This is a genomic window from Streptomyces sp. S3(2020) (assembly GCF_013044505.1).
Taxonomy (GTDB): domain Bacteria; phylum Actinomycetota; class Actinomycetes; order Streptomycetales; family Streptomycetaceae; genus Streptomyces.
In genome coordinates this window covers 87,097-102,557 of the sequence record NZ_JABERD010000011.1, presented here as the reverse complement: position 1 = coordinate 102,557, position 15,461 = coordinate 87,097, and the positions used below count along the sequence as shown (strand labels likewise).

General features: G+C 71.8%; 13 protein-coding genes and 1 pseudogene. 9 read left to right on the top strand and 5 right to left on the bottom strand.

What is annotated here, in order from left to right; all coding sequences use genetic code 11:
- Window positions 1-46: 46 nt before the first annotated feature.
- Both HLK59_RS06315 and HLK59_RS06310 read left to right on the top strand, forming a co-directional pair.
- Window positions 47-958 (top strand): annotated as a pseudogene (locus HLK59_RS06315) (beta-1,3-glucanase family protein); the annotation flags it as partial.
- Between the two features lie 64 nt (window positions 959-1,022).
- The gene (locus HLK59_RS06310; RefSeq protein WP_171140236.1) at window positions 1,023-1,802 is read left to right on the top strand and encodes an SDR family oxidoreductase; all 780 of its coding nucleotides are present in this window, start codon (window positions 1,023-1,025) and stop codon (window positions 1,800-1,802) included.
- A gap of 85 nt (window positions 1,803-1,887) precedes the next feature.
- Here HLK59_RS06310 and HLK59_RS06305 read toward each other — a convergent pair whose 3' ends face one another.
- On the bottom strand, window positions 1,888-2,397 hold the full coding sequence (locus HLK59_RS06305) for an N-acetyltransferase (RefSeq protein ID WP_171140241.1): 510 nt from the start codon (window positions 2,395-2,397) through the stop codon (window positions 1,888-1,890).
- 214 nt (window positions 2,398-2,611) lie between these two features.
- Window positions 2,612-3,139, bottom strand: coding sequence for an FABP family protein (locus HLK59_RS06300; protein ID WP_171140235.1), 528 nt, complete (start codon window positions 3,137-3,139; stop codon window positions 2,612-2,614).
- A gap of 204 nt (window positions 3,140-3,343) precedes the next feature.
- On the opposite strand from HLK59_RS06300, the gene HLK59_RS06295 reads away from it, so the two are divergent.
- The 3 genes from HLK59_RS06295 (at window position 3,344) to HLK59_RS06285 (ending at window position 6,939) form a co-directional block, all read left to right on the top strand.
- A complete protein-coding gene (locus HLK59_RS06295) occupies window positions 3,344-4,234 on the top strand; it encodes an MHYT domain-containing protein (RefSeq protein WP_171140234.1) in 891 nt (296 codons plus the stop codon).
- 91 nt (window positions 4,235-4,325) lie between these two features.
- The gene (locus HLK59_RS06290) at window positions 4,326-5,828 is read left to right on the top strand and encodes a metallophosphoesterase (protein ID WP_171140233.1); all 1,503 of its coding nucleotides are present in this window, start codon (window positions 4,326-4,328) and stop codon (window positions 5,826-5,828) included.
- Window positions 5,829-5,910: 82 nt separating this feature from the next.
- On the top strand, window positions 5,911-6,939 hold the full coding sequence (locus HLK59_RS06285; protein WP_171140232.1) for an LLM class flavin-dependent oxidoreductase: 1,029 nt from the start codon (window positions 5,911-5,913) through the stop codon (window positions 6,937-6,939).
- Window positions 6,940-6,990: 51 nt separating this feature from the next.
- On the opposite strand, the gene HLK59_RS06280 is transcribed toward HLK59_RS06285, so the two are convergent.
- Window positions 6,991-8,718 carry a GAF domain-containing sensor histidine kinase gene (locus HLK59_RS06280; RefSeq protein ID WP_171140240.1) on the bottom strand — a complete coding sequence of 576 codons (1,728 nt, stop codon included), beginning with the start codon at window positions 8,716-8,718 and terminating at the stop codon, window positions 6,991-6,993.
- A gap of 285 nt (window positions 8,719-9,003) precedes the next feature.
- Between HLK59_RS06280 and HLK59_RS06275 the strand changes: the two genes are divergently transcribed.
- The 4 genes from HLK59_RS06275 (at window position 9,004) to HLK59_RS06260 (ending at window position 13,601) form a co-directional block, all read left to right on the top strand.
- Window positions 9,004-10,215, top strand: coding sequence for a globin domain-containing protein (locus tag HLK59_RS06275; protein ID WP_171140231.1), 1,212 nt, complete (start codon window positions 9,004-9,006; stop codon window positions 10,213-10,215).
- Window positions 10,216-10,357: 142 nt separating this feature from the next.
- Window positions 10,358-12,094, top strand: a complete 1,737-nt coding sequence (sulP, locus tag HLK59_RS06270; RefSeq protein WP_171140230.1) for a sulfate permease — start codon at window positions 10,358-10,360, stop codon at window positions 12,092-12,094.
- 164 nt (window positions 12,095-12,258) lie between these two features.
- Window positions 12,259-12,723 (top strand): cyclic nucleotide-binding domain-containing protein, encoded by a 465-nt coding sequence (locus tag HLK59_RS06265; protein ID WP_171140229.1) that lies wholly within the window; start codon window positions 12,259-12,261, stop codon window positions 12,721-12,723.
- 173 nt (window positions 12,724-12,896) lie between these two features.
- The gene (locus HLK59_RS06260; RefSeq protein WP_171140228.1) at window positions 12,897-13,601 is read left to right on the top strand and encodes a response regulator transcription factor; all 705 of its coding nucleotides are present in this window, start codon (window positions 12,897-12,899) and stop codon (window positions 13,599-13,601) included.
- Window positions 13,602-13,637: 36 nt separating this feature from the next.
- On the opposite strand, the gene HLK59_RS06255 is transcribed toward HLK59_RS06260, so the two are convergent.
- Both HLK59_RS06255 and HLK59_RS06250 read right to left on the bottom strand, forming a co-directional pair.
- Complete coding sequence (locus HLK59_RS06255) at window positions 13,638-14,609, bottom strand: TauD/TfdA family dioxygenase (RefSeq protein WP_171140227.1); 972 nt, start codon at window positions 14,607-14,609, stop codon at window positions 13,638-13,640.
- Between the two features lie 49 nt (window positions 14,610-14,658).
- Window positions 14,659-15,231, bottom strand: coding sequence for a hypothetical protein (locus HLK59_RS06250; RefSeq protein ID WP_171140226.1), 573 nt, complete (start codon window positions 15,229-15,231; stop codon window positions 14,659-14,661).
- Between the last annotated feature and the right edge of the window lie 230 nt (window positions 15,232-15,461).

Genomic DNA, 15,461 nt, shown 5'->3' with positions numbered 1-15,461 from the left:
GTAGACGCGGCTGGAGAACTTGGGCATCCGGATCGTCTTGGACTGCCCGGCCGCCGGGCAGTCCAAGACGATCCGGATGCCCAAGTTCTCCGGCCGCGTCTACTTCTCCTACGGCCAGAAACTCGACTTCCGGCTGACCACCGGCGGCCTGGTGCAGCCGGCCGTGCAGAATCCGAGCGACCCCAACCGCAACATCCTCTTCAACTGGTCGGAGTACACACTCAACGACTCGGGCCTGTGGCTCAACAGCACCCAGGTCGACATGTTCTCCGCCCCCTACGCGGTGGGAGTCCAGCGCGCCGACGGCACCACGATCAACACGGGACACCTCAAGTCCGGTGGCTACAACGCGGTGATCAACGGTCTGCGCGGCCAGTCGGGCGGCTGGGGCGGTCTGGTCCAGACGCGTCCGGACGGCACGGTGCTGCGCGCGCTCTCGCCCGCCTACGGCCTGGAGACCGGAGCGCTGCCGGCCTCCGTCCTGGACGACTACATCAACCGGGTCTGGCAGAAGTACGCCACGGCGACCCTCACGGTGACCCCCTTCACCGACCAGCCGAACACCAAGTACTACGGCCGGGTCTCCGGCGGCGTCATGAACTTCACCAACTCCTCCGGCGCGACCGTCACGAGCTTCCAGAAGCCGGACGCGAGCAGCGTCTTCGGCTGCCACAGGCTTCTGGACGCACCCAACGACCTGGTCCGCGGCCCGATCTCCCGCACCCTGTGCGCGGGCTTCAACCGCTCCACGCTCCTCACCAACCCCAACCAGCCGGACGCCTCCTCGGCGAACTTCTACAAGGACGCGGTGACCAACCACTACGCCCGTCTCATCCACGACCGGATGGCCGACGGCAAGGCGTACGCGTTCGCCTTCGACGACGTCGGCAACCACGAGTCCCTGGTCCACGACGGGAACCCGCAGCAGGCGTACCTCACGCTGGACCCGCTGAGCTGACCACCCCGCCGCCCCGCACCCCGCCCGCTGGTTCGTGTTGATCACGGCGTCTAGGGTGCGGGGCATGAGCCCGCAGACATATCTCTCCGCACTGTTCGCGCTGGACGGCCGGGTCGCGGTGGTGACCGGTGCCAGTTCCGGCATCGGACGGGCGATCGCCGGAGCGCTCGCCCGGGCGGGGGCGGGTGTCGTGGTGGTCGCCCGCAAGGAGACGGAACTGGCCGCCACCGTCGACGAGTTGACCGCGGAGGGCTGCCGGGCGGCCTGGGTGAGCGCCGATCTCGGCAGCCGTGCGGGGGTGCGCGCCGCGGCGGAGGAGGCGGCCGCCGTGTTCGGGGAGCCCGACATCCTCGTCAACAGCGCCGGGATCAACCTGCGGCCGCCGATGGGCGAGCTGAGCGAGGAGGTGTGGGACGCCACGATGGCGGTGAACCTGGAGGCGCCGTTCCTGCTGGGGCAGCGGTTCGGGCCCGGCATGGCCGAGCGGGGCTTCGGACGGATCGTCCACGTCACCTCGCAGCAGGCGCACCGGGCGTTCGTGCAGAGCGGCGCCTACGGGGTCTCCAAGGGTGCGCTGGAGTCGCTGGCCCGTTCGCAGGCCGAGGCCTGGTCGCCGTACGGCGTCACCTGCAACACACTCGTGCCGGGCTTCGTGATGACACCGCTCAACGCGCGGCTGGCGTCCGATCCCGAGAAGGTGGCTGAGCTGGCCGGGCGCACGATGGTCGGGCGCAACGGTCTGGCCGAGGACTTCGCGGGCGCGGCGGTGTTCCTGGCGAGCGAGGCCTCGGCGTACGTCACGGGGCAGGCGCTCTTCGTCGACGGCGGGCTGTCGGTGCACTGATCCCCGGGTACCGCTGTGCGGGAGCGACGCGCGCTCCCGCACAGCGGGCCGGACAAAGCCTGTTCCAGAAGTCCGGGAGCGGGCTCTAGATACCGAAGGGTGCCGCGTAGCGGACCGTGCCGCCGGGCAGCGGGTGTCCGGCGTCGAGGGCGAGGGCCATCATGGCCTCGTCCGGGACGTCGAGGGTGATGCGGATGCTGTGGGCGGAGGCCCGGGTGAAGCCGAAGCGCGGGTAGTACGGCGGGTGTCCGAGGACGGTGACGAAACGCTCTCCGAGCTTCTCGGCCGCCGCGAGTGCGGCCCGGATGGCGGCCGACCCGGCGCCGGTGTTCTGGTACTCGGGCAGTACGGCGACGGGGCCCAGGCACAGGGCCGGGGTGTCGTCGATGTGGCAGCGGGTCATCAGCGCGTGGCCGACGACCTTGCCGTGAGGATCGGTGACGACCAGGGACAGGCCGTCGATCCAGGCGGTGTCGGCGCGGAGGGCCTCGACGAGGTCGGCCTCCAGGGGGGTGTCGAAGGCCGCCAGGTCGATCTCGCGGATGGCGGGGAGGTCGGCGCCGGTCTCGGCGCGCGTGATCCAGTCGGTGCGCATGCTCATGACGGGATACGGATCCGTTCCATGGTGGTGTTCGTGTGGGTGGGGCCTCGCGGGCTCACGCTCCCGGCGAGGCGGCTCCGGTGGCGGTCAGGCCGTCGCCCGGGGCGTGAGGAAGGTCCGGGCGCTGCGCACGGCAGTGACCTTGAGCGCGGTCATCGACCTCGCCTCCCCGCATTCCTCGACCCGGCACACACGAACGCGCACGAGCCTACCGCTCGCGGCGCAGGCTCGCCGCGAGATGGTGCTGCAAGGGCCGGCCGACCGCCGCGAGGTCGTGGACGAAGGTGAGCGTGTCGGCGTCCGTCAGGGTGTAGCGGCGGCGGGTGGCGGTGACGTCCTTGGCCGTGGGGGTGAGGGCGACGTCGTGGGTGGAGAGGTCGACGGTGCCGTCCGCGGCCTGCCCGACCGCGATCTCCGCGATGCCGGTCGGCTGGGTGATCAGCGCCTCCACCCGGCCGTCGGGCTGAAGCCGCCACCAGCCGCTCTCCCGGGCCGCCGGCCGCAGGGGCGCCCCGGCGCCGTCGAGCAGCCAGGCCCTGGCCTCGTAGCGGAGGAAGGGGCGCCCGTCGTGGCTGAAGACGACCTCCTGCGCGTACGTGAAGTCCTCGGCGAGGGTCGGGTATCCGCCTTGGCCCCGCCCGTGCCATGTCCCCAGGAGGCCGAGCACGGGTGCGAGCAGTGCGTGCGGGACAGGCGTCTCGTCGGGGCCGCGGCCGTCGGGGTAAGGGGTTTCCATGTGTGCGCTCCTGAGCTCGTGCCGGTGCCGGGTGAGAGCCTAGGCCGCCCGTCCTCCATGGCCGAATCTCGCCACTGAGTGACCAAAGTGAACCTCCGGTAGTTCAGAGTTCACTGGTTACTGGCGGTAAATGCTTGCTTTACACGGTCCTTACCCCGTAGACCTGGCTCCATCAGCAGCCATGACTCTGGGGGGAGTTGGCTTATGGAAGGCACGGTTGACGGGTTTCGCTACGGTGTCGTGACTCCGGTCGCGGCCTATCTCATGGCCTGTCTGGGAGGGGCGCTGGGGCTGCGCTGCATCGTCCGGTCCCTGCTCAACGACCAGTCGTGGAAACCCGGTTGGCTGGCGCTGGGCGCCGCGTCGATCGGTTGCGGTATCTGGACGATGCACTTCATCGCCATGATCGGCTTCCAGGTGGAGGAGACGAGGATCCGCTACGACGCGGGCCTCACCCTTCTCAGTCTGGCCGTGGCGGTCGTCGTGGTCGGCATCGGCGTGTTCATCGTCGGCTACCGCGGTGCCGGCACCGCCAACCTGGCACTGGCGGGCACGGTCACCGGTCTCGGCGTGGCCGCGATGCACTACCTGGGCATGTACGCGATGCGGCTCAACGGCGCGATCAGCTACGACGTGCTGACCGTCGGCCTGTCCATCGTGATCGCCATCGTCGCCGCCACCGCGGCGCTGTGGGCCGCCGTCACCATCCGGGGGTTCATGACGAGCCTCGGGGCCAGTCTCGTCATGGGCGTGGCCGTGTCCGGGATGCACTACACGGCGATGGCCGCGGTGAGCGTCCATGTGCACAGCCTGACCGGCGGCACCTGGGACGGCGACTCGGCGTCCTCGCTGCTCCTGCCGATGCTGCTGGGGCCGGTCATCTTCCTCGTACTCGCAGGCGTGGTCGTGATGTTCGACCCCCTGCTCGTGCTGGGCGACGGCGACTGGAACCGCCCCACCTCGCACCGGCGCGCCAAGGCCCCCGCCGAGGAACCGGCACCGCCACGGCACAGCTCGGTCTTCGACTCGCCCACGGCACCCGTGCGCGCCCGGCAGCACCCGTACGAGGCGTCGCAGCGCACCGGCGAGTGGTGACCGCCCAACACCCTTTCCCGCCCGGCGCGTTCACGAGAGGCAAGGCCCTCCCCCTGCACGGCCGTCGAGAGATCATTGTTACGGTGCACCGGTGTCTGACTCATCACGCGATACCGCCGAGGGCGCCGGCTGGGGCGCCGCGGAACCCGGCGCGTACGAGCGGCTGATGCCGCCCAAGGTCGAGAAGCTCTCGTGGCTCAGCCCCAAGACCCTGTGGGCGGCCCGCAACGGCGTGCTGGCGTCCTTGTTCGGGGACCCCACCGGCCGTACCCGCGGCCGTTGGGTGGCCCAGCGGGCGGCGGCCGGCGCACCCGCCGACAAGGTGATCCGGCGGGACGACCCGGACCGGTTCTCCTTCATGGTGATCGGCGACACCGGCGAGGGCGACGCGCCCCAGTACGCCGTCGTGCCCGGCTTCCTGAAGGTCAGTCAGGACACCCGCTTCTCCGTCGTCGCCAGCGACGTGATCTACCCGGTGGGCAGCGCCGACGACTACGACACGAAGTTCTTCCACCCGTACCAGGACTATCCGGCGCCCATCTACGCGATACCGGGCAACCACGACTGGTACGAGGACCTCGGCGCCTTCATGCGCGTCTTCTGCGACGACGCCCCACCGCTCGCCCCCGAACCCGGGCCGCGTCCCCTCGGGCGGGCCTGGCTGCGTGCCCTGCTCTGGCACCGCCCGAGCCCGCACGACGGGCAACACCTCGACCATGCGCGGAAGTTGCGCTCGGCGACCGGGCAACAGGCGGTCCAGCCCGGCCCGTACTGGGCGATCGACGCCGGGCCGGTGCGGATCATCGGCATCGACACCGGACTGCTGGGGACGATCGACGCCGAGCAGGGCGCGTGGCTGCGCGAGGTGTCCCAGGGGCCGCGCCCGAAGATCCTCATCACCGGCTCGCCCCTGTACGTGGACGGTGCGCACCACCCCTGTCCCATCGACGGGGGCGGCACGGTCGACGACATCGTCCGTGCCCCGGAGCACCACTACGTCGCGGCGATAGGCGGCGACATCCACAACTACCAGCGCTACCCGGTCGAGGTGGGCGACCGCACCATCCAGTACGTCGTCTCGGGCGGTGGCGGTGCCTTCATGCACGCCACCCACACCATCCCGCGCGTCTCCGTCGCGAACGTCACGGAGCAGGACTTCCGCTGCTATCCGCTGCGCGGCGACTCCCTCGCCTTCTACAGCGCCCTCTACGGCCGCCGACTGCGGCTGCGCCGTTTCTTCACCCTCACCGAGGCCGACGCGGCGGCGGTGATCGCCGAGCGCCTGGGCATCCCCCTGACCCGCTCCCCCGGCGCGCCCGCCCGGGTCACCTTCCGCACCCGGCTGGTCGCCAGTCTGCTGGGCGCGGGCGGCCGTCCCGACCGCGTCTCGCGGTTCCGGCTCCCGGTCCGCAAGATCTACACGCAGCTGTTCTCCCCGGGCTCCGCGACCTACAGCCCGCCGTTCTTCAAGTGCTTCCTGCGCCTGGACGTCACCCCGGAGACGATCCGGCTGCGCTGCCACGCGGCCACGGGCAATCGCCGCCAGGAGCTGGACCCACCGGTCGAGGACGAGGTCACCATCGCGCTGATCTGAGCGCGGCGGCGGGGAACATCGCGGACCACGATCAAGTTGCCACAGCTGTACGACATCGGTCGGCGCACACCTGGAGGAGCCGGTGCCCCCCACCCCACGCCCGTTGCGCAAGCTGGGCTTCCTGACCATCGGACTCTTCGACGACGCGGATCCGCGCCGCGGCCACGAGTCCACGCTGGAGATCATCGAGCTGGGCGAACGGCTCGGCTTCGACAGCGCCTGGCTGCGCCACCGGCACCTCCAGTACGGCATCTCCTCCCCGGTCGCGGTCATGGCGGCGGCCTCGCAGCGCACGAGCCGTATCGAACTCGGCACCGCGGTCATCCCGCTCGGCTGGGAGAACCCGCTGCGGCTGGCCGAGGACCTGGCGACGGTCGACCTCCTGTCCGGCGGGAGGATCAACCCGGGTGTGAGCGTGGGTCCGCCGATGCACTACGACCAGGTCAAGGGCGCGCTCTACCCGGACACCGCCGACGTCGAGGACTTCTCGTACGAGCGGGTGCGGCGGCTGCTGGACTTCGTGCGCGGCAAGCCGGCGACCGACTTCAGCGGTGTCGAGGGCTTCGAGGTGTTCTCGGATCGTGTGCAGCCGCACTCCCCCGGTCTGGGCCGCCGTCTCTGGTACGGCGGCGGCAGCCTGAGTTCGGCGCGCTGGGCCGGCGAGCACGGCATGAACTTCCTGACCAGCAGCGTCGTCAAGGCCGAAGACCCGGACGGGACGACGGACTTCGCCCAGATCCAGCTCTCCCACATCCGCGCCTTCCGCGCCCACCACCCCGACGGCGAGGCCGCCCGCGTCTCCCAGGGCCTGGTCGTCATCCCCACCGACTCGGCCACCCCCGACCAGCGCGCGCGGTACGAGGAGTACGCGGCGAAGCGCACCGCTCGCACCACGTCACCGCAGGGCCCGGCCCGTCTGATGTTCGCGCCGGACATCGTCGGCACCTCGGCCGAGATCGCCGAACGGCTGCACGCGCACGCCGCGTTCCGCGAGGTCGACGAGGTCGCGTTCGCGCTGCCGTTCACCTTCGGGCACGAGGACTACGTGCAGATCCTCACGGACATGGCCACGCGGCTCGGTCCGGCACTGGGCTGGCAGCCTTCCGCCTGACGCGCGGGCCCGGCCGGGAAGCGGTGACGATCCCTTCGCGAGCCGCCTCGCCTACTCCGCGGGCACCGGCACCCGCCACACCAATACGGTGCCGCCCTCCGGCAGGCCGCTCAACTCCAGTTCCCCGCCCAGCTGCTCAGCCCGCTCGGCCATGTTGCGCAACCCGCTGCGGCGGCCCTCGGACCGGATACCGACGCCGTTGTCGCTGACGGTGAGGCGCAGTTGGTGGGAGTCCTCCGTGAGGACGACGTCGGCGCGTTGGGCCCGCGCGTGCCGGGCGATGTTGGTGAGCGCCTCGGAGAGCACGGCCACCACATGGTCGGCGATTTCGCGCGGCACCCGGGTGTCCAGCAACCCCTCCATCCGCACGCTGGGCGCGAATCCCAGCACCGGTGCCGCCTCGCCCACGATCCGTACCGCGCGGGCCCGCAGTCCGGCGCCGCCGACGCCCTCGCGGGCCCGCAGACCGAAGATGGTCGACCTGATGATCTTGATGGTCTCGTCGAGGTCGTCGACGGCGCGCACCACGCGTTCGGAGGCCTCGGGGTGATCGATGAAGCGGCCCGCGCTCTGGAGGGTCATGCCCGCGGCGAACAGCCGCTGGATCGCCAGGTCGTGCAGGTCACGGGCGATCCGGTCGCGGTCCTGGAGCACCGCGACCTGCTCGGCGTCCGCGCGCCGCTCCGCCAGCTCGATGGCGACCGCCGCCTGCGCGGCGAAGCCCTTCAGCGGCTCGATCTCCTTGCCGGAGAACACCGCCCGGCCTCGCGCACGGACCAGCAGGACGACGCCCCGGACCGCCCCGGGGTCCGTTCCGATGGGGACCGCCACGGCGGGGCCGAGCCCGGCGAAGCCGTCGGGTCCTGACGACATCCGCTCGTCGTGGGACACGTCACCGCTGGTGACCGGGGTGCCGGCGGCGAAGGCCTCACCGATGAGGCTGTCTTTGCCGGGCACCACCAGACCCCGGTGCGCGTCCGCGTCCGTCCCCACGGCGAGTTCCAGGACGAGCGAGTCGGTGTCCGCCATCGGCACCGCGACCACGGCCAGTGCCGCACCCGTGATCTCGCGGGCCCGGTCGGCGATCAGCCGCAGGACCTCGCCCTGCTCGCCACCGGACATCAGGGTGTGGGTGATCTCCGCGTTCGCCCGCAGCCAGCGCTCCCGCAGCCGGGACTCCTCGTACAGGCGGGCGTTGTCGATGGCGACCCCGGCCGCGACGGCCAGCGTCGACGTCACCGAGACGTCCTCCTCGTCGAACTGTGCCGCGCCCCGTTTCTCGGTGAGGTAGAGATTGCCGAAGACCTGGTCGCGCACCCGGATGGGGACGCCGAGGAAGGTGTTCATCGGCGGGTGGTTGGGCGGGAAGCCGTACGACGCCTCGTGCTCGGAGATCTTCGCCAGCCGCAGCGGCTCGGGATGCCGGATCAGCTCACCGAGGATGCCGTGCCCCTCCGGGAACGGGCCGATCCGGGCGATCTGCTCCCCGCTCACCCCGACCGTGTGGAAGGCCGACAGCCGCCTGCCGTCCGGCCCGATCACTCCCAGGGCGGCGTACTCGGCGTCGACCAGCACCGCGGCGGCCTCGACGATGCTGTGCAGCGCCTGCTCCAGGTCGAGTTCCCGGCCGACGGAGAGCACCGCCTCCAGCAGGCTGTGCACCCGGTCCCGGGTGCCGCGGGCCGCGTCGAGCCGGGCCTGCAGCTCCTCCAGCAGCTCGTCCAGCCTGAGCTGTGGCAGCCGTACACGGGCCTCCCGGGGCTCTTCGGGGCCTCCCACCTGCGTCTCCTCCGATCCCTCGGCCGCACGGACGCCGACCGCTCCGGCACGGCTCACGGTACCGGCCCCTTACCCGCGGCGGTGCGGGAACGGGGCGGTGCCGGACGGCCCGCTGACCGGGACCTTCGTCCCCGACCGCGGTACCGATGGTCCCTGACCACCCCCGCGCCGCCCGAAAGGGACTGAAATGCCAGATTTCCTCTTGCTATACAGGCTCTGTCGCCGCGCGATCGGCGACCGCCGGTCCTTCGTTCCCCCCTTCCCGTCCCAGCCCTGGGAGGCTTCATGCTGTCCGCCGAGTCCACCGCCGCCGTGAAGGCCACGCTGCCCGCCGTGGCGGGGGCGCTCGACGAGATCACCACCCGGTTCTACGCCACGATGTTCCGCGACCGGCCCGAGTTGCTGGACGGGATGTTCAACCGCGGCAACCAGGCCGGCGGCGTCCAGCAGCGGGCCCTGGCCGGCTCGATCGCCGGCTTCGCCGCCGCCCTCGTCGGCGACCCCGACACCAGGCCGGACGCCCTGCTGTCGAGGATCGCCCACAAACACACCGCGGTCGGGGTCACCGACGCCCACTACACGATCGTCCACAAGTACCTCTTCGGCGCGATCGCCGAGGTCCTCGGCGCCGCCGTCACCCCGCGGATGGCCGAGGCCTGGGACGAGGTCTACTGGCTGATGGCCGGTGCCCTCATCGCCCAGGAAGCCCGCCTCTACCAGGAGGCGGGGGTCGCTCCGGGCGGGACATGGCGGCCGTGGACCGTCGTCGAGCGCCACGAGGAGACCACGGAGGTGACCTCCTTCCTGCTGCGTCCCGCCGACGGCCGCCCCGCCCCGGCGGCGAGGGCGGGACAGTACGTCAGCGTCCGGACGCGTATGCCGGACGGCGTGCACCAGGTGCGCCAGTACAGCCTGTCCGCGGACCCCGGCGGCGACCTGCGCCGCATCACGGTCAAACGGATCGCCGGGACGGACGCGGCCCCGGACGGCGAGGTGTCGAATCTGCTGTGCCGCACCGTGCGGCCCGGGGACGAGCTGACCGTCTCCGTGCCCTGCGGCGACGTCGTCCTCGACGAGACCGACACCCCGCTGCTCCTCGTCTCGGCGGGCATCGGCTGCACCCCCATGGTCGGCATGCTCGCCCACCTCGCGGCAACCGGCTCCACCCGCCCCGTCCTCGTCCTGCACGCGGACACCGCCCCGCACGCACACGCCCTGCGCGCCGAGACGCGTGAGCTGGCGGACCGACTGCCCCGAGCGGCCACCGAGTTCTGGTACGAGCACCCCGAACCCGACGCCCACCCCGAACCCGACGCGCACACCGGCCTGATGGACCTCACCGGTCTGGACATACCGACCGACGCCACCGTGTACCTCTGCGGCCCACTGCCCTTCATGCGCACGATCCGCACCCGGCTGCTGAGCCTCGGCATCCCCGCACACCACATCCACTACGAGGTGTTCGGCCCGGACCTGTGGCTCCCGGACACGGCCTGAGCACCTGCGCGGTCCGGCCGGGCGACTCTGTCCACAGGACCCGTCGGGGTGCATGATCAGTGCCTCGACGCACCGGCTCCACGCCCTCTCGCGGGTGGGGGCACGCCGGTGGATCCTGTGTTCGGACGGAGAGAGGCGGCCCATGTCCCAGAGCGCGGGCGAACACGTTCCGGGGTGGCGCCGTGCGATGCCCGGGCTCGGACCGCTGATCGGCTATCGACGCGCCTGGGTGCGGGGCGATCTGCTGGCCGGCGTCACCGTGGCCGCGTATCTGGTGCCGCAGGTCATGGCGTACGCGGGCGTCGCCGGACTGCCCCCGGTCGCCGGGCTGTGGGCCATCCTGCCCGCCCTCGGCGTGTACGCGCTCCTCGGCTCCTCGCGGCTGCTCTCGGTCGGACCCGAGTCCACGACCGCCCTGATGACCGCCACCGTGGTCGCCCCACTGGCGGCCGGCGCCCCCGGGCGGTACGCGACCCTGGCGGCCACCCTCGCGGTCACGGTCGGCCTCCTGTGCCTGGTGGCACGGGCGGTGCGGCTGGGCTTCCTCGCCGACCTGCTCTCCCGGCCCGTCCTGATCGGCTACCTGGCGGGCGTCGCGCTGATCATGATCGTGGACCAGCTGCCGAAGCTCACCGGCGTGGAGGCGACAGGCACCGAGTTCTTCCCGCAGCTGTGGTCCTTCGCGGGGAACCTGGCCGACGCCCGGCCGTCCACAGTGGTCCTCTCGGCCACCGTGCTGGTGTTCCTCTTCGCGGCGGCCAGGTATCTCCGCGCCGTCCCCGGTCCCCTGCTCGCCGTGGTCCTGGGCACGGCGGCCGTGGTGGTGTTCGACCTCGACGACCGGTACGGCATCAAGGTGATCGGCGACGTCCCGTCGGGCCTGCCCGGCCTCGCCTGGCCGGACTGGAGCGAAGTGCCGCATCTCGTGCTGCCCGCCCTCGGGGTGCTCCTGGTCGCGTACACCGACTTCATCCTCACCGCCCGGGCGTTCACCGGACACGAGGAGGGCAAGGGCCCCGGTCTCGACGCCACCCAGGAGTTCCTGGCGCTGGGCGCGGCCAACCTCGGCGCAGGCGTCCTGCACGGCTTCCCCGTCAGCAGCAGTGCCAGCCGCACCGCGCTGGCCTCCTCGGCGGGCGCCCGCAGCCAGGCGTACTCCCTGGTCGCCGGCGGTGTGGTCCTCGCCGTCCTGCTGTTCCTCAGCCCGTTGCTCGCCCGTACGCCGTCCGCGGTGCTCGGCGCGCTCGTCGTCTACGCCGCCGTCCGCATGATCGACCTGGCCGGCTTCCGCCGCCTCGCGTCCTTCCGCCGCCGCGAACTCCTGCTCGCCCTCGGCTGCCTGGCCGGGGTGCTCGCCCTCGACATCCTCTACGGCGTACTGGTCGCCGTCGGTCTGTCGGTGGCGGAGCTGCTGGTCCGGGTGGCCCGTCCGCACGACGCCGTCGAAGGGCTGGTGCCCGGGATCGCGGGCATGCACGACATCGACGACTACCCCGAGGCCCGTACGATTCCCGGCCTGCTGGTCTACCGCTACGACTCACCGCTGTTCTTCGCCAACGCCGAGGACTTCCGCCGCCGCGCCCTGGCCTCCGTCGACGAACAGACCCGGCCCGTCCGCTGGTTCGTCCTCAACGCCGAGGCCAACGTGGAGGTCGACATCACCGCACTCGACGCGGTCGACGAGCTGCGCCGCGAACTCGCCGGTCGCGGCGTCGTGTTCGCCCTGGCCCGGGTCAAGCAGGACCTTTTGGGCGACCTCGTGGCGTACGGCCTCACGGACTCCGTCGGCACCGACCGCATCTTCCCCACCCTTCCGACGGCGGTGGCCGCCTACCGGCAGTGGAGCGAGGCGAACCCCGAGGAGAACGCGGCGAGGTAGCGGCCCGTGGCCGTGACAGCCGCACTTCCGGCGACCCGGGTGGGCAGGCCGCCCGCGGAAGGGCTGGGTGGACCGGTCAAGGGGCCGAGTGGCCCATGGGCCCGCCGCCACCGGCGGGCGGACGCTGGCCATGGCAGTTCCCACACCCCGTCGGGAGGCACGCCGTGATCACCACCACCACGCCCAGCATGATGCGGGCCCTGCCCGCCGAGCACCGGCAGCGGCTCATGCGTGTCGCCCGCGAAGTCTCGTTCCCGCAAGGGACGCGGCTGTTCGAGGAGGGCGGCAAGGCGGACCGGTTCTGGATCATCCGAACGGGCACGATCGAGCTCGACATGCGTGTGCCCGGCCGCAGCGCGGCCGTGATCGAGATCCTCCACCACAACGAACTCGTCGGCTGGTCCTGGCTGTTCACCCCGCACGCCTGGCACCTGGGCGCCACGGCGACGACTCCGGTGCGGGCGTACGAGTTCGACGCCACGGCCGTCCGCACGATGTGCCAGGAGGATCCGGCGATCGGCCACACCATCGCCCAGTGGGTCGGCGACGTGCTCGCCCACCGTCTGCGCTCCGCCCGGGTCCGGCTCCTGGACCTCTACGCCCCGTACGGCGCCGGCAGCGTCGTGTGACCACATCCGCGTCCCGTACCGAGAAGGAGTCGGGATCCGATCCCCCATGACATCGACGAGGATCTCCGAGCCGACTGGGGCCGGACGGCCCTGGTGCGTCCGCCCCAGGCGAGCAATGATCGTCATCACGGACAGTTCGCAGTCCGTCCGTCATCGGGGAGCGAGGGGTCGTCATGGCCGAGGCACACACCTTCAGCGAACAGGACCCCATCCGCGTGTTCCTGCTGGACGACCACGAGGTCGTACGACGGGGGCTCACCGACCTTCTCGACTCCGAGCCGGACATCTCGGTCGTCGGCGACGCGGGCACCGTCGAGCACGCACTCGCGCGCGGTCCGGCGCTGCGCCCGCACGTCGCCGTGCTCGACGTACGGCTCCCCGACGGCGACGGCATCACGGTCTGCCGGGAGCTGCGCAGCCGGCTGCCGGATCTGGCCTGTCTGATGCTGACCTCCTTCGACGACGAGGACGCCCTGCTCGACGCGATCATGGCCGGAGCCTCGGGCTATGTCCTCAAGCAGATCCGGGGCTCCGACCTGGTCTCGGCCGTCCGCACGGTCGCCTCGGGCCAGTCCATGCTGGACCCCGCGACCACGGCCCGGCTGATGCGCTCGCTGCGCGCCGATCCCGCCGAGACCCCGGCCGTGTCCCCCGAGCTGGCGAGCCTGTCCCCGCGCGAGCGGGACATCCTCGCCCTGATCGGGGAGGGGCTCACCAACCGCGAGATCGGCAAGAAGCTCTATCTGTCGGAGAAGACCGTCAAGAACCACATCAGCCGGCTGCTGGCCAAGCTGGGCGTCCAGCGGCGCGTCCAGGCGGCCGTGATCGCCTCCCAGCCGGCCCCGCCGAGCACCGGCGGGCGCCCCGGACGGCCGTAACGGCCCTACGCGCCCTCCGGCACTCCCGACCGCACCTCACCAGCGCCCCGCCTCCGTGCCGACGACCGGCTCCGACGGCTTGCCGTCCACACCCACCGGGACGTCCCCGGCGAGCATCACCCGGTGCATGGTCCGCGGGAAGCCGAGGTGGGCGTTGTCGCCGGGGGCGAGGTGGATGGTGGCACGGTTGTCCCAGAAGGCCACGCTGCCCGGCTCCCAGCGGAAGCGGACGGTGTACTCGGGCCGGACGGCCTGCTCCAGGAGCATGTCCAGGATCGCGGTGCTCTCGGCTCGGGAGATGTCGGCGATCTGCTCGACGTAGTAGCCGTTGACGTAGAGGATCCGCTCGCCGGTCTCCGGGTGGACGCGCACCAGCGGGTGCAGCGAGGCGACCTGGTGGTCCAGCAGATGGCGGACGTAGGAGTCGTCACCGGGGCGGGACCGGTAGCCGACGCCGAGGCGGTGCTCCACCCGCAGTCCGTCCACGAACTCCCGTACCGGCGCCGAGAGTCCGGCGTACGCGGCGGCCAGATTGGACCAGGTCGTGTCGCCGCCGTACGGCGGTACGGTCTCGGCGCGCAGGATCGTCGCGGCCGGCGGGTCGATACGGGCGCCGTGGTCGCAGTGCCAGCCGCGCAGCAGGGTGTGCCGGCGCCGCTGGAGCCACTCGTCGTGCTCCATGCCGAACCTGCCGCCCAGTTCCAGCCGGTCGGCGGTCGTCTCCACCTCGGGAAAGCCCGGCGGCGAGGCACCGCCCCGCTTCCGCAGCGCCACCGGCTCACCGAACCGGCGAGCGAACGCCACATGTCCGGCGTGGTCCAGCCGCTGCTCCCGGAAGAACACCACCTTCCAGCGCAGCACCGCCGACCGGATCGCGGCGACCACGGCGTCGTCGAGTTCCCCGGCGAGGTCGACGCCCGTGATCTCCGCCCCGATGTGCCCGGCGACCGGTTTCACCTCGATCCCCGGGATGTGCTCCGCCTCCGCCGTGCCCGTGTCCGTCGTCATGCGTACTCCGTTGGTCGTCCGCGGCCGCTCCCGAAGATCGTGTCAGCGATCACGGGTCCTGGCGACAGGGCCTCTCCAGGATCGCGTCCACCAGCTCGGTCACGCGGCGGCCACTCGTGTCGACGCGGCGCAGGCCGTGCGCGTCGACCGACTCCGTCATCAGCTGCTGATAACGCACGCTCCGGGCAAGGAACTTGTCCACGGGATGCCGCCGCCTCTCCTCCCGCGCGGATTCCCGCACGCGTGCGCCGAGCACCGTCTGGTCCGCGGTGAGCCACACGGCCCGGGTGTGGGGAACGCCCGCCCCGGCGACCCGGTCGGGCCAGAGCGCGGAGCCCTCCAGCACGAGCCCCGGCCCGTCGCCCTTCGCGCGTTCGGTGATCAGCTCCTCGATACGCGGCCACAGCCGCTCGTAGTGGTCGAGCACCGACCGGATCAGCTCGTCGACGGTGAGCGTCCCGTAGTGCTCGACGACATGCGCGGGCACGTTCCCCCACGGCCTTCCCGGGTGCCGGGCCAGCCCGTCCGTCGAGCGGCACTCGAACCCGAGCCGCTCCGCGACCGCCGAGGCCACGGTCGACTTGCCTGTGTGGGAGGTCCCCCCGATCAGCACGACACGCATGCCACCGACCCTAGCCACCCTTGGGCGTGGTACGGCGCTGAACGGGTCCGCCGGGCGTACACCGACCTGCCTTTCGGCGCACGGTCGGCGCCGGTCCGTGATCGCGCGCCCGGATCGACACGGCGACGGCGCCCTCGCCTTCGTGCACCCGCCGGCCTACGGGTTCCGCCACCCGCATCCTGACCTGCGAGTCCACGTCCGGTCCGCGCACAGCGCTCTCCTGGACAACC

Coding starts and splice junctions, on each gene's coding strand:
- HLK59_RS06310 (WP_171140236.1), top strand. CDS start 1,023: ATGAGCCCGCAGACATATCTCTCCGCACTGTTCGCGCTGGACGGCCGG.
- HLK59_RS06305 (WP_171140241.1), bottom strand. CDS start 2,397: ATGCGCACCGACTGGATCACGCGCGCCGAGACCGGCGCCGACCTCCCC.
- HLK59_RS06300 (WP_171140235.1), bottom strand. CDS start 3,139: ATGGAAACCCCTTACCCCGACGGCCGCGGCCCCGACGAGACGCCTGTC.
- HLK59_RS06295 (WP_171140234.1), top strand. CDS start 3,344: ATGGAAGGCACGGTTGACGGGTTTCGCTACGGTGTCGTGACTCCGGTC.
- HLK59_RS06275 (WP_171140231.1), top strand. CDS start 9,004: ATGCTGTCCGCCGAGTCCACCGCCGCCGTGAAGGCCACGCTGCCCGCC.
- sulP (WP_171140230.1), top strand. CDS start 10,358: ATGTCCCAGAGCGCGGGCGAACACGTTCCGGGGTGGCGCCGTGCGATG.
- HLK59_RS06260 (WP_171140228.1), top strand. CDS start 12,897: ATGGCCGAGGCACACACCTTCAGCGAACAGGACCCCATCCGCGTGTTC.
- HLK59_RS06255 (WP_171140227.1), bottom strand. CDS start 14,609: ATGACGACGGACACGGGCACGGCGGAGGCGGAGCACATCCCGGGGATC.
- HLK59_RS06250 (WP_171140226.1), bottom strand. CDS start 15,231: ATGCGTGTCGTGCTGATCGGGGGGACCTCCCACACAGGCAAGTCGACC.